The organism is Roseateles rivi (assembly GCF_043555845.1).
GTDB lineage: Bacteria > Pseudomonadota > Gammaproteobacteria > Burkholderiales > Burkholderiaceae_C > Roseateles > Roseateles rivi.
The window spans coordinates 399,252-412,630 of sequence record NZ_JBIGHZ010000003.1 but is presented as its reverse complement, the minus strand read 5'-3'; the positions used below and the strand labels follow the sequence as shown (position 1 = coordinate 412,630).

General features: G+C 63.3%; 11 protein-coding genes. 10 read left to right on the top strand and 1 reads right to left on the bottom strand.

The genetic code is table 11. The features are described from left to right. Positions 1–18: 18 nt before the first annotated feature. From bamA to ACG0Z6_RS09140, 8 genes are read left to right on the top strand one after another with little or no spacing between them, the layout of a single operon-like run. A complete protein-coding gene (gene bamA / locus ACG0Z6_RS09175; RefSeq protein WP_394460620.1) occupies positions 19–2,277 on the top strand; it encodes an outer membrane protein assembly factor BamA in 2,259 nt (752 codons plus the stop codon). 41 nt (positions 2,278–2,318) lie between these two features. Continuing rightward, positions 2,319–2,786, top strand: coding sequence for an OmpH/Skp family outer membrane protein (locus ACG0Z6_RS09170; protein ID WP_394460618.1), 468 nt, complete (start codon positions 2,319–2,321; stop codon positions 2,784–2,786). Then, positions 2,783–3,844 (top strand): UDP-3-O-(3-hydroxymyristoyl)glucosamine N-acyltransferase, encoded by a 1,062-nt coding sequence (lpxD, locus tag ACG0Z6_RS09165; protein WP_394460616.1) that lies wholly within the window; start codon positions 2,783–2,785, stop codon positions 3,842–3,844. Before ACG0Z6_RS09170 ends, lpxD begins: the two co-directional genes overlap by 4 nt. Continuing rightward, a complete protein-coding gene (gene fabZ, locus ACG0Z6_RS09160) occupies positions 3,841–4,290 on the top strand; it encodes a 3-hydroxyacyl-ACP dehydratase FabZ (protein ID WP_394460614.1) in 450 nt (149 codons plus the stop codon). Before lpxD ends, fabZ begins: the two co-directional genes overlap by 4 nt. 27 nt (positions 4,291–4,317) lie before the next feature. Next, entirely contained in the window at positions 4,318–5,109 is a 792-nt protein-coding gene (gene lpxA / locus ACG0Z6_RS09155; protein WP_394460612.1) for an acyl-ACP--UDP-N-acetylglucosamine O-acyltransferase, read from the top strand. Between the two features lie 6 nt (positions 5,110–5,115). Next, the gene (gene lpxB / locus ACG0Z6_RS09150; RefSeq protein ID WP_394460610.1) at positions 5,116–6,258 is read left to right on the top strand and encodes a lipid-A-disaccharide synthase; all 1,143 of its coding nucleotides are present in this window, start codon (positions 5,116–5,118) and stop codon (positions 6,256–6,258) included. After that, on the top strand, positions 6,230–6,853 hold the full coding sequence (gene rnhB, locus ACG0Z6_RS09145; protein ID WP_394460607.1) for a ribonuclease HII: 624 nt from the start codon (positions 6,230–6,232) through the stop codon (positions 6,851–6,853). Before lpxB ends, rnhB begins: the two co-directional genes overlap by 29 nt. Then, complete coding sequence (locus ACG0Z6_RS09140) at positions 6,850–7,632, top strand: TrmH family RNA methyltransferase (protein ID WP_394460605.1); 783 nt, start codon at positions 6,850–6,852, stop codon at positions 7,630–7,632. The genes rnhB and ACG0Z6_RS09140 overlap by 4 nt, the downstream gene beginning before the upstream one ends. A gap of 26 nt (positions 7,633–7,658) precedes the next feature. Here ACG0Z6_RS09140 and ppsR read toward each other — a convergent pair whose 3' ends face one another. Further along, positions 7,659–8,480 (bottom strand): posphoenolpyruvate synthetase regulatory kinase/phosphorylase PpsR, encoded by an 822-nt coding sequence (ppsR, locus tag ACG0Z6_RS09135; RefSeq protein ID WP_394460603.1) that lies wholly within the window; start codon positions 8,478–8,480, stop codon positions 7,659–7,661. Between the two features lie 244 nt (positions 8,481–8,724). Here ppsR and ppsA point away from each other — a divergent pair, with 244 nt between their 5' ends. Further along, positions 8,725–11,127 carry a phosphoenolpyruvate synthase gene (gene ppsA, locus ACG0Z6_RS09130; RefSeq protein ID WP_394460601.1) on the top strand — a complete coding sequence of 801 codons (2,403 nt, stop codon included), beginning with the start codon at positions 8,725–8,727 and terminating at the stop codon, positions 11,125–11,127. Positions 11,128–11,223: 96 nt separating this feature from the next. Next, positions 11,224–13,305: a VC_2705 family sodium/solute symporter gene (locus ACG0Z6_RS09125; protein ID WP_394460599.1), complete on the top strand. Its 2,082-nt coding sequence runs from the start codon at positions 11,224–11,226 to the stop codon at positions 13,303–13,305. Positions 13,306–13,379: the final 74 nt, after the last annotated feature.

The window sequence follows — 13,379 nt, the reverse complement described above, 5'->3', positions numbered from 1 at the left end:
CACCCCTTATCGAGGTCCATGGCAGCGGTAGCTGCTGCGTTGTACGTGGGGGCGGCCTGGGCGGTTGATCCCTTCGTGCTCAAGGACATCCGCGTCGAAGGGCTTCAGCGTACCGATCCTGGTACGGTGTTTGCCAGCTTGCCGTTTCGCATCGGCGACACCTATAGCGAAGACAAAGGCGCAGCAGCACTGCGTGCTTTGTTCGCGACGGGCCTGTTCAAAGACGTGCGTATCAACATCGACGGCACCACGGTGGTGGTGGTGATCGAAGAGCGCCCCATCATTTCTGCCGTGAGCTTTGTCGGCCTCAAGGAGTTCGATACCGAGGCTCTGACCAAATCACTCAAAGACGTGGGCATCGGTGAGGGCAAGCCTTTTGACAAGGCGCTGGCCGATCGGGCTGAGCAGGAACTCAAGCGGCAATACCTGACGCGCAGCTACTACGGGGCAGAGGTCACGACGACCATCACCCCCATCGAGCGCAACCGCGTCAACGTCAGCTTCTCGGTCGTTGAGGGTGACCCGGCCAAGATCAGCGAGATCCGCATTCTCGGCAACAAGGCCTTCTCTGAGGGCACCTTGCTGGGGCAGTTGGATCAAACCACCAGTGGCTGGTTGACGTGGTACACCAAGACTGACCGCTACTCGCGCACCAAGCTCACGGCGGACTTGGAAACCTTGAAGTCCTTCTACCTCAATCGCGGGTATCTGGAGTTCAATGTCGAGTCCACGCAAGTCACCATCTCGCCAGACAAGCAAAGCATTGGCGTCACCGTCACCGTGCATGAGGGGCAGCCCTATACGGTCAGTGGCATCAAGCTCGAAGGCGAATTTCTCGGGCGTGAGGACGAGTTCAAGCGCCTGATCACCTTCCAGCCGGGCCAGCCCTATCAGGGCGAGTTGGTGGCACAGACCACGCGCAATTTCCAGGATCTCTATGGCACGTTTGGCTATGCCTTTGCGCGCGTAGACAGCCGTCCTGAGATCGACCGAGCCACGGGCCAAGTGGTCATCACGCTGGTGGCTGATCCCTCGCGTCGGGTCTATGTTCGCCGGGTGAATATTTCCGGCAACACACGCACCCGTGATGAGGTGATTCGTCGCGAGTTCCGCCAGTTCGAGTCCGCTTGGTACGACGGCCAGCGCATCAAGACTTCGCGTGATCGGGTGGAACGCACGGGCTTCTTCAAGGACGTGACGGTCGACACCACCGAAGTGCCAGGATCACCCGATCAGGTCGACGTGACCCTGACTGTGACCGAGCGTCCCACCGGCACGGTGCAGGTGGGTATGGGCTACTCTGGAGCCACCAAGTTTTCGCTGTCGGGCTCCATTCAGCAGGACAACGTTTTTGGTTCGGGCAACTACTTGGCTCTACAAGTCAACACGGCCAAGAACGGCCGCTCGCTGAAGGTGACCGCGGTGGACCCCTACTGGACGGCCGATGGCGTGTCTCGTTCGGTGGATGTGTTCTATAGCGTCAATAAATCCTGGAACGCCTTGTTCGAGACCTATTCGTATGTCACCCAAGGTGGGCGTCTGGGTTTTGGTGTTCCGTTCTCTGACGATGACACCGTGCACTTCGGTATCGGTGCTGAGAGCACGCGCATCTCGGCCGATCGCGGCTTGTCTCAGGCCTATTTCAACTACGTACAACGCGTGGGTCGCTCGGCGTTTGCTTTGCCGCTGACCATTGGTTGGAAGCGAGACAACCGGGACAGCTATCTGACCCCGACTGCGGGCAGCATGAAGCGCGTGAATCTGGAATTGAGCCCCGCTGGTGATTCGCGCTACAGCTTGGCCAATCTGCAGTACCAAGAGTATTTTGCTCTGGGCAAGAAGTTCTCGTTCATGATCAACGGTGAAGCGGCCATGGGGTCTGGCCTGGGTAGTTACGCATATCCCGTGTTCAAGAACTTCTATGCGGGTGGTCAAGGCTCGGTGCGGGTCTTCAGCCCGAACTCGTTGGGGCCGGTCGACGTGACTGGTACTTACGCGGGTGGCAACCGTAAATTCAATATCAACTCAGAGCTCTACATCCCTGTGCCTGGGGCGGGCAACGACAAGTCTTTCCGTTTCTTTGGTTTCGTGGACATGGGCAATGTCTGGGGGCCTTACGAAAAGCTCAGTTCCGCCGATGTGCGTGCCTCAGCGGGTCTTGGCATCAGCTGGCTGTCCCCAATGGGGCCGCTGCAGCTGAGCTTTGGCAAGCCGCTGCGCAAGAAGCCCACGGATAGAATTGAGAAGTTCCAATTCCAAATCGGGAATACTTTCTGATGAAAAGCCTGTTGTTGAAATCGGCGGCTGTGGCCGCAATGATGTCTGTTGCTAGCTTTGCCGCACAGGCTCAGGAACTGAAGATTGGCTACGTCAATACCGAGCGCGTGATGCGTGAGGCCAATCTCGCCAAGGCCGCCGGTGCCAAGCTGGAGGCCGAGTTCAGCAAGCGCGAGCGCGAGCTGAAAGAGCACGAAACTCGCCTGCGTGCCGCAGCAGAAAAGCTCGACAAGGACGGCCCCACCTTGTCTGAGGCGGAACGCAACCGGCGTCAGCGCGATTTGGTGGAGCAGGACCGCGACCTGCAGCGCAAGCGCCGCGAGTGGCAAGAGGACCTGACCCAGCGGCGCAATGAAGAGCTCTCACTGGTGGTGGAGCGCGCCAACCGCGTGGTCAAGCATATCTTCGAGACCGAGAAGTACGACTTGATCGTGCAGGACGCCATCCACGCCAGCAACCGCGTCGACATCACCAAGAAGGTGATTGACGCTTTGAACGCGCAGAAGTGAAGCAGCAGTCGGTCGCTGTATCGGAGCTGATCGCCGCCTTGGGCGGCGATCTTCTTGGTGCGCCTGATACCTGCGTGAGCCGTGTGGCACCGCTGGACGAGGCTGATGGGCAGTCCATCGCCTTTTTGGCCAACCCGCTCTACCGCGCCCAGCTTGGCAGCACTCAGGCGGCTTGCGTGATCGTGGCGCCAGCCCTGGCGCAAGAGGCGCATGAGCGTCAGGGTGGGGGCCGCTGCTGCATCGTCACCCCTGACCCGTATCTGTATTTCGCGCGACTGACGCAATGGTGGGTGCGCCATATGCGCGCCAGACCTGCAGCCGTGGCCATTCATCCCACCGCATTGGTTGATCCGGCTGCCCTTATTGGGGCTGAGGTTGAAATCGGCGCCTTCGCTGTGGTGGAAGCCGGTGCGCGCGTGGGTGACGGCGTGCGTATTGGCGCTCACGCGGTGGTGCAGCATGACGCGCAAATTGGCGCGGGCACGGTGCTGGCGCCGCACGTCGTGCTGGGCTATGACTGCCGCATCGGTGCGCGCTGTTTGGTGCATGCTTCGACCGTCATTGGCTCCGATGGTTTTGGTTTTGCCCCCGCACCCGGTGAGCATGGCGTGGAGTGGGTCAAGATCGAGCAACTCGGCGCTGTGGCCATTGGCGACGATGTGGAGATTGGCTCCAACTGCAGCATCGATCGTGGCGCTCTGGGCGACACCGTCATTGCCGATGGCGTGAAGATCGACAACCTCGTGCAAATCGCCCACAACGTGCACATCGGCACCGGTACTGCCATTGCAGGTGCCGTGGCCATTGCGGGCAGTGCGCGCATTGGCGCCTATTGCACCATCGCGGGTGCGGCCCGTATCAAAGGCCATATTCAAATCGCTGACCGTGTGAACATCACCGCCACTTCGGTCATTACCGGCAGCATCCATCAAGCCGGAACCTACGGTGGCCATTTCCCCTTTGACGCCTACGCGAACTGGGAAAAGAACGCGGCCACCTTGCGCAAGCTGCACGACATGCGCCAGCGCGTGCGTGCCCTGGAGAAGAAGACCCCATGAACGCCCCAGTGATTGACATCCACCGCATCATTGAGATGCTGCCTCACCGTTACCCCATCCTGCTGGTGGACCGCGTGGTGGAGTTGGACAAGCAGCGCATCCTGGCGCTGAAAAACGTCAGCATCAACGAGCCTTTCTTTCAAGGACACTTCCCACACCGCCCCGTGATGCCTGGGGTGTTGATTCTGGAAGCGTTGGCGCAGGCTGCTACTTTGCTGGCGCTGGAGAGCACAGGCTCGCGCCTGGATGAAAACAGCGTGGTGTACTTTGCCGGCATCGACGGTGCGCGTTTCAAGCGCCCCGTGGAGCCGGGCGACCAGCTCAAGCTCGAAGTGGTGCTGGAACGCGCCAAGGCCGGCATCTACAAGTTCGGTGCCAAGGCCTGGGTGGGTGAGGACCTGGCTGCAGAGGCCCAGCTGATGTGCACCATGCGCCAGATCGGCTGAACGCAGGCGCTGCAGGAGTAATTCGCCATGGCTCACATCCACCCCACAGCCCTCGTTCACGATCGCGCCGAGCTGGCTGACGACGTGGTGATCGGCCCCTATGCCGTCATCGGTGCTGAGGTGCGTATTGGTGCGGGCACGCGCGTCGATGCGCATTGCGTCATCGATGGGCGCACCACCATTGGCCGCGACAACCACTTTTACCCCTTTGGGTCCATCGGGGGCATGCCCCAGGACATCAGCCACGGCGGTGAGGTGACTGAGCTGGTGATCGGTGATCGCAACACCGTGCGCGAGTTCTGCACCTTCAACACCGGCACCTTCAAGGAAGAGGGTGTGACGCGTGTTGGCAATGACAACTGGATCATGGCCTACGTGCATCTGGCGCACGATGTGCAGCTGGGCAACCACTGCGTGCTGGCCAACAACGCCACCTTGGCGGGCCATGTGCGTGTGGGTGACTGGGCCACCATCGGTGGGCTCACCGGCATTCACCAGTTCTGCAAGATTGGTGCGCACGCCATGCTGGGTTTTCAAAGCCATGTCTCGCAGGACGTGCCGCCCTATATGACGGTGGATGGCAACCCGCTGGCCGTGCGTGCGGTGAACCTGACGGGCTTGCGCCGGCGCGACTTCAGCAATGCGCGCATTGGCGTTATTCGCGACTTGCACAAGCTCCTCTACCGCGATGGTCTGACGCTTGAGCAAGCGGTGGAGCGCATGCAGGCCTTGCTGGGGCAGCATGGTGCGGAGTCGGACGCCGACATCCAAGTCATGCTGGATTTTGTGGCCGCCTCCAAGCGCGGCCTGGTGCGCTGAGCCGCCATGACCCAAGCCCCGCGTCTGGGCCTGGTGGCCGGCGAGGCCTCCGGGGATTTGCTGGCCAGCCTGCTGCTGCAGGGTCTGCGTGCGCGCTGGCCCAGTTTGCAGGCGGCAGGCATCGGCGGGCCGCAGCTGCTGGCCCAGGGCTTTGATGCCTGGTGGCCCAGCCACAAGCTCTCTGTGTTTGGCTATGTGGATGCGCTGTTGAACCTGCGCGAGCTGTTGTCGATTCGCCGCCAATTGGGCGACAGACTTTTGGCCGAGCGCCCCGATGTATTCGTGGGCGTGGACGCGCCCGATTTCAACTTCGGCCTGGAGCAGCGCCTGCGGCAAGCGGGCATCAAGACGGTGCACTTTGTGTGCCCCTCCATCTGGGCCTGGCGGCCTGAGCGTGTGCAGACCATACGCCGCAGCGCCGACCATGTGCTGTGCCTCTTTCCCTTCGAGCCTGAGCTGCTGCAGCGCCATGGCGTGGCGGCCACCTATGTGGGTCACCCGCTGGCTGATCGCATTGCGCTCAAGCCCTCGCAGCTGGACGCCAGACAGCGTCTGGCCCTGCCAGCGCAAGCGCCTGTGGTGGCGTTGCTGCCGGGCAGCCGCCGCAGCGAGATTCGCTACATTGCGCCGCCCTTGTTGCAGGCCGCCAGCCTGATGCACCGCCAGCGGCCGGACCTGCGCTTTGTGCTACCCGCTGCGCCCGGCATGCGCCCCTTGCTGGAGCAAGCTTGGCAGCAGTACGCGCCGAGCCTTGAGCTGCAATTGCTCGACGGTGGCGCGCATGACGCGCTGGCCGCCTGCGATGTCACCTTGGTGGCCAGCGGCACGGCCACCCTGGAGGCAGCCTTATTCAAGCGTCCCATGGTGGTGGCTTACCGCATGCACTGGCTCAACCACTGGCGCATGAAAGGCAAGGCCTTGCAGCCCTGGGTGAGCCTGCCCAATGTGCTGGCCCAGGAGTTCCTGGTGCCGGAGTTGCTGCAAGACGCTTGCACGCCCGAGGCACTGGCGCGCGAAGGCTTGGCGTGGCTGGACAACCCAGCGGCTTGCGAGCGCTTGGCTCAGCGCTTTATGGAACAACACGAAATGCTGCGCTGTGACACGGCGCAGCGTGCAGGGGATGCGATTGCCCAAATCCTCGCTCACTAAGCCCGCGCAGCTCGGGTTGGACTGGGACCGCGAAGGTCTGGTGGCCGGCGTGGATGAAGCCGGGCGCGGCCCCTTGGCCGGTCCTGTGGTGGCTGCAGCGGTGATCCTCGACGACTTGAACCCCATCAGCGGCTTGGGCGATTCCAAGGCACTGAGCGAGAAGCGGCGCGAGCGGCTGTTTGACGAAATCCGCGCGCGGGCGCTGTGCTGCTGTATCGCCGAGGCCAGCGTGGAGGAGATCGACCAGCTCAACATCCTGCAAGCCACCATGCTGGCCATGCGTCGCGCCGTTGAGGGCTTGCGCCTGCCGCCAGCCAAGGTGCTGGTCGACGGCAACCGCATTCCCGTGCTCAAAGTGCCCGCCGAAGCCATTGTCAAAGGCGATGCCAAGGTGGCGGCCATTTCGGCCGCATCCATCCTAGCCAAGGTACACCGCGACCGCCTGTGCTTGCAGTGGCATGAGAGCCATCCGCAGTACGGCTTTGCCACCCACAAGGGCTACCCCACGGCTGACCATCTCGAGGCCCTGCGCCAGCATGGCGTGAGCCCCTGGCACCGCCGCACCTTTGGCCCCGTGAAGGCCCTCATCGCATGAAGCCCACCGTTCACCACATCAGCTCGCGCGACAACCCCAAGCTCGCGCGCCTGCGCAAGCTGGCGCAGGACGGCAGCGGCTATCGCAAGCTCGGTGCGCTGTGGCTGGAGGGTGACCATCTGGCGCGCGCGGCCCTGCAGCGCGGCTGGCGCCCCAGCCTGGCTTTGATGAGCGAGCCCGCCATGCAAGACCCGGCCTTGGTGGTATTGGCCGAACAGGCCGCACAAATCGTGGTGGTGCCCAAGGCGCTTTTCGATAGCGTCAGCACGCTGGAATGTCCCGCGCACATGGGCTTGGAGTTGGCGTTGCCAGACTCGCCAACCTTGCAAGCCGATGTGGACACCGTGGTGCTGGACCGGCTGCAAGACGCTGGCAATGTGGGCACGATTTTGCGCAACGCCGCAGCACTGGGTTTCAAGCAAGTGCTGGCCATGAAGGGCACGGCCGCGCTGTGGTCGCAAAAAGTGCTGCGCGCTGGCATGGGCGCGCACTTCGGGCTCAACCTCATTGAGGGGTTGACGCCGCAAGACCTCGCAGCCCTGCAGGTGCCGCTGTTGGCCACCAGCTCGCATGCCCAGACGGAGCTGCACCGTGCGGTGCTTCCCAGCCCTTGTGCTTGGGTCATGGGCCATGAAGGGCAGGGCGTGCAGGCCGAGTTGATGGCGCGCTGCCAGCTCACCGTAGGCATCCCTCAGCCCGGAGGTGAGGAGTCGCTCAACGTTGGCAGCGCCGCAGCCATTTGCCTCTACGAAAGCGCCCGGCAAAAGCTGCTGCGCTAAAGGCCAGTCGGGGCCGCGTGGCGGCTTCAATAGATCAGTCGGTCGGGCCGGATGTCGCGCAGGATGGTGGTGGCGATTTCTTCAATCGACTTGTGCGTGGAGGACAGCCAGGCAATGCCCGCGCGCTTCATCATGGTCTCGGCCTCGCGCACCTCGTAGTGGCAGTTCACCAGCTCGGCGTATTTGCTGCCGGGGCGGCGCTCGTTGCGAATCTGGCTGAGGCGATCCGGGTCAATGGTCAGCCCAAAGCACTTCTTCTTGTGCGGTTGCAGCAGTGAGGGCAGGGCAGCGCGCTCGAAGTCTTCGGGGATGAGCGGGTAGTTGGCGGCCTTGATGCCGTGCTGCATGGCCAGATACAGCGAGGTGGGTGTTTTGCCGCAGCGGCTCACGCCCACCAGAATCACATCGGCTTGGTCGAGGTTGCGGGCGGACTGCCCGTCGTCATGCGCCAGCGAGAAGTTGATGGCCTCGATGCGGTCGTGATATTCCTGGCTGCGCGCCACGTCGGAAAAGCGTCCCACGCGGTGGTTGCTCTTGACCTGAAACTCTTCTTCCAGCGGCTCGATAAAGGTGCCGAACATGTCCATCACCAGCGCCTGGCACTGGCTGCGCACGATGCCGAGTACCTCGCGGTTGACCAGCGTGGCAAAGACGATGGGGCGCTTGCCTTCGCGCACGCCGGTCTCGTTGATCTCCTGCACCACCTGCAGCGCTTTTTCCGCGCTGTCGATAAAGGGGCGACGCACATGCCGAGGCTTGGCGGAGAACTGCGCCAGGATGGAGTTGCCGAAGGTCTCGGCGGTGATGCCGGTGCCGTCGGAGACGAAGTAGACAGTGCGTTGGGGCATGGGTCGGTCCGCTGTGGTTTTGCCGCTTTGTGGCAATGTGCACAGCATCATAGTGGGGGGCTGCGCATAGAATCGCCGTCAATTGTCTTCAAGCCACCCCAATGTTCGCGCGTCGACTCCCATCAGAATCGATAAGAAAAGCGGTCGTGCTGCGCGCGGGGATGGAGCTTGACCGGGGGCGCCGCGCGCCCGCTGTGTCAGCTCGGCTGGGAAGCCCGGTTTCACAACATCACGGAGTTTTCCCATGTCTTCTGATTCCCGCTTTGCGGCGACCGCCCTGGTCGTAGCGTTCGAAAACCTGCGCATGAGCGATGTCGAGGTGGTTGGTGGCAAGAATGCCAGCCTCGGCGAGATGATTTCCCAACTGGCGCAATCCGGTGTGCGCGTGCCTGGCGGCTTTGCCACCACGGCCCATGCCTTCCGCCAATTCCTGCAGCACGAGGCCTTGGATCAGCGCATCCAGGCGCGTCTGGCGTCGCTGGACACAGACGACGTCAAAGCCCTGGCCGAGGCGGGTGCTGAGATTCGCTCCTGGGTGCATGCCCAGCCTTTCCCGGCTGAGCTTGAGGCGCAGATTCGCACCTCGTTTGCGGCGCTGACCGCTGGTGCGCCTGAGGCATCGTTTGCCGTGCGCTCCTCCGCAACGGCTGAAGACTTGCCCGATGCTTCCTTTGCTGGCCAGCAGGAGACCTTCCTGAACGTGGTGGGCATCGAGCAGGTGCTGGACAAGATGAAAGAGGTGTTTGCCTCGCTCTACAACGACCGTGCCATCAGCTACCGCGTGCACAAGGGTTTTGCGCATGCCGATGTGGCGCTGTCCGCCGGTGTGCAGCGCATGGTGCGCTCCGACCTCGGCGCGGCCGGTGTGATGTTCACCATCGATACCGAAAGCGGCTTCAAGGATGTGGTGTTCATCACCTCCAGCTATGGCCTGGGTGAGACCGTGGTGCAAGGCGCCGTCAACCCCGACGAGTTCTATGTGCACAAGCCCGCGCTGGCGCGCGGCAAGTTCCCCATCATCCGCCGCAATCTGGGCTCCAAGCTGATCAAGATGTGCTTTGCCTCGCCCGAGGACAAAGCCGCCAGTGGCAAGCTGGTGCAGACGCTGGACACCGAGCCCGAAGCCCGCAACCGCTACTCGCTCAATGACGAGGAAGTGATCGAGCTCTCGCGCTATGCGCTGATCATCGAGCAGCATTACGGCCGCCCCATGGACATCGAATGGGGCCGCGATGGCGTGGACGGCAAGCTCTACATCCTGCAGGCCCGCCCCGAGACGGTGAAGAGCCAGGCCGAAGGCCAGGTCGAGTTGCGCTACAAGCTCAAGGGCCAAGGCGCGGTGTTGACTGAAGGCCGCGCCATCGGCCAGAAGATTGGCACCGGCCCGGTGCGCCTGGTGCAAAGCGTGGCCGAGATGGAGCGCGTGCAGCCCGGCGACGTGCTGGTGACCGACATGACCGACCCGAACTGGGAGCCGGTGATGAAGCGCGCCAGCGCCATCGTGACCAACCGCGGTGGCCGCACCTGCCACGCCGCCATCATTGCGCGCGAGCTGGGCATCCCGGCGGTGGTGGGCTGTGGTGATGCCACCGACCACCTCAAAGACGGCCAGCTTGTGACCGTGGCCTGCTCTGAAGGCGACACGGGCTATGTGTACGACGGCCTGCTGGAGACCGAGGTCTCCGAAGTCCACCGCGGCGAGCTGCCCTACTGCCCGGTCAAGATCATGATGAACGTGGGCAACCCGCAGCTGGCCTTCAACTTCGCCCAGATGCCCAACAGCGGCGTGGGCTTGGCGCGGCTGGAATTCATCATCAACAACAACATCGGCGTCCACCCCAAGGCCATCTTGGACTACCCCAATGTGGACATCGACTTGAAGAAGGCTGTGGAGTCGGTGGCCCGCGGCCACGCCTCGCCGCGCGCTTTCTACGTGGACAAGCTCACCGAAGGGGTGGCCACCATTGCGGCCGCCTTCTGGCCCAAGCCCGTGATCGTGCGGCTTTCGGACTTCAAGAGCAATGAGTACCGCAAGCTCATCGGCGGCACGCGCTACGAGCCCGATGAAGAAAACCCCATGCTGGGCTTCCGTGGCGCCTCGCGCTATATCAGCGGGGAGTTCTCTGACGCCTTTGCCATGGAGTGCGAAGCGCTGCGCCGCGTGCGTCAGGACATGGGCTTGAGCAACGTTGAACTCATGGTGCCTTTCGTGCGCACGGTGCGCCAGGCCGAGCGCGTGGTGGCCATGCTGGCCGAGCGCGGTCTCAAGCGCGGGCAGGATGGCCTGCGGGTGATCATGATGTGCGAGGTGCCCAGCAACGCCATCTTGGCCGAGCAGTTCCTGGAGCATTTCGATGGCATGTCCATCGGTTCCAACGACTTGACGCAGCTGACCTTGGGTCTGGACCGTGACTCCGGACTGGAGCAGCTCTCAGGCGATTTCGACGAGCGCGACCCAGCGGTGCGCGCCCTGATTTCGCGCGCCATCAGCGCCTGCCGCGCCACGGGTAAGTACGTGGGCATTTGCGGCCAAGGGCCCAGCGACCACCCTGACTTTGCCGATTGGCTGGCGGGCGAGGGCATTGTGTCGATCTCGCTCAACCCCGACTCGGTGATCGAGACCTGGCAGCGCCTGGCTTCGCGCTGAGCTCAGACGCGCGCCCGCAAGCCCCGGCTTGAAGCTCGGGGGCGCGGGTTGCGCAGGATGGACGCGGCTTGACGGCGGCGGGCATGATGAGGGGCTATGTATCGCGCCCCAGAGTCCATGCCGCGCCGCCGTATTCATTGGGTCTACCTGAGCTACTGCATTGGCTTGCTGGCGCTTGTGGGCGTGCTGGCGCTGCTGGAGCAGTGGGGCATGCCCAAGCGCTGGATAGGCTTTTGCTTTCTGGCCGCCACCGTGCTGGTGTACGCCAGCATCGGCGTGGCCTGCCGCAGCACCGACCCTGACGACTATTACGTGGCCGGGCGCCGCGTGCCAGCCTTCTTCAACGGCATGGCCACCAGCGCAGACTGGATGAGTGCGGCCTCCTTCCTGGGCATGAGTGGCACGCTCTACCTGCTGGGCTACGGCGGCTTGGCGTTTGTGCTGGGCTGGACGGGTGGCTTTTGCCTCGTGGCGCTCTTGATCGCACCCTATCTTCGCCGCCACGGTCAATACACCGTGCCGGACTTTTTGGGGGCCAGGTTTGGCAGCGACGCTGTGCGTCTGGTGGCCGCTGGCGCGGCGGTGCTGGTGTCCTTCGTCTATGTGGTGGCGCAGCTCTATGGCGTGGGCTTGATCACCATGCGGCTGACAGGCCTGAGCTTTGAGATCGGCCTCTTCGTCGGCCTGGGTGGCGTCTTGGTGTGCTCTTTTCTGGGCGGCATGCGGGCGGTGACGTGGACGCAGGTGGCGCAGTACACCATCATGATCCTGGCCTACCTGTTGCCAGTGCTGCTGCTGTCGGTCAAACAAACGGGCACGCCTTGGTCTGTGTGGTCTTACGCCGAGCAGCTGCAAGCGGTGCAAAAGCACGAGCAGCAGCTGATCCAAAACCCGGCAGAGCAGGCGGTGCGGGCCCTGCATGCCCAGCAAGCGCGCGAGCAGCAAAGCAAGCTTGAGCATGTGCCCCAGGCGCTGGCGGTGGATCGCCTGCAGGCCTCGGAGCGGGTGAGTCAGCTCAAGTCCATGCAGGCAAGTCTGGCCGAAGTGCAGGTGGCGGAAAAACACCGCGCCAGCCTGCCGCGCACCGAGGCTCAGGCTCAGGAGCAGTGGCGCCAAGCACAGCTGCAGGCGCAGCGGCTGTCCGAGCCGCTCTCAGGCATGCCGCTGCACACCCAGGCCTTTGAGGGCGACCCCAAGGGCAATGCGCAGCAGCGTGAGCTCTTCGAGCGTTCGCGGCTGAACTTCGTGCTGCTGGTGCTGTGCCTGATGGTCGGCACGGCGGGCATGCCGCACATTCTCACGCGCTACCTCACCACACCCTCGGTGGCGCAAACGCGCAGCTCGGTGGCCTGGAGCATGCTGCTGATCTGCCTTTTGTATGTCACGGCGCCAGCGCTGGCGGTGATGTTGAAGCTGGAGGTGTTTGGGTCGGTGGTGGGTTTGCCTATGGCCGAGTTGCCGCAGTGGATGCACCAGTGGATGCGTACAGACCAAAGCCTGCTGTCGGTGCAGGACCTCAATGGCGATGGTGTGTTGCAGTTCGGTGAGCTGCACCTCAGCGGTGACATCGTCATGCTCTTGCTGCCCGAGCTTTCGGGTCTGCCCTATGTGGTGTCGGGTTTGGTGGCGGCGGGCGGCTTGGCCGCGGCGCTGTCCACGGCCGATGGCTTGCTGCTGACCATCTCCAGCGCTTTCACTCACGACACCTACCACCGCGTCATCAACCCCAAGGCGCGCGCCACGCGCCGCGTGATGATGGCCAAGTCCGTGCTGCTCATGGCCGCTGTGCTGGCTGCTACGGTGGCCGCGCACAAGCCAGCGGACATCTTGCAGCTGGTGGGCTATGCCTTCTCGATTGCTGGTGCCACTTTTGTGCCGGCGCTGGTGCTGGGGATTTTCTGGTCCCGTGCCACTTGGTTGGGTGCTTTGTGCGCCATGCTCAGCGGCCTTGGGCTGACGCTGTACTACCTGGCTAGCCAGCATCGCGGGCTGCGTCAGGCCCTGGGTGTGAGCGGCGACCCGCAACTCTGGTGGGGCGTGGCGCCCATGTCGGCGGGGGTGTTCGGCGTGGTGTGTGGGGTGCTGGTGTTGGTGCTGGTGAGCCTGGCTTTCCCTGCGGCGCGCGGGGAGCGCCAGCGCGCCACACAGTTCTTGGCTCAGGTGCGTGGGCACGGTTGAGGATTGTCGGCTACAATCTGCGGTTTTCCCTTGCCGGACTCTTGGGTGTGCCCCGTGGGTGGGGCGTGCCAGAC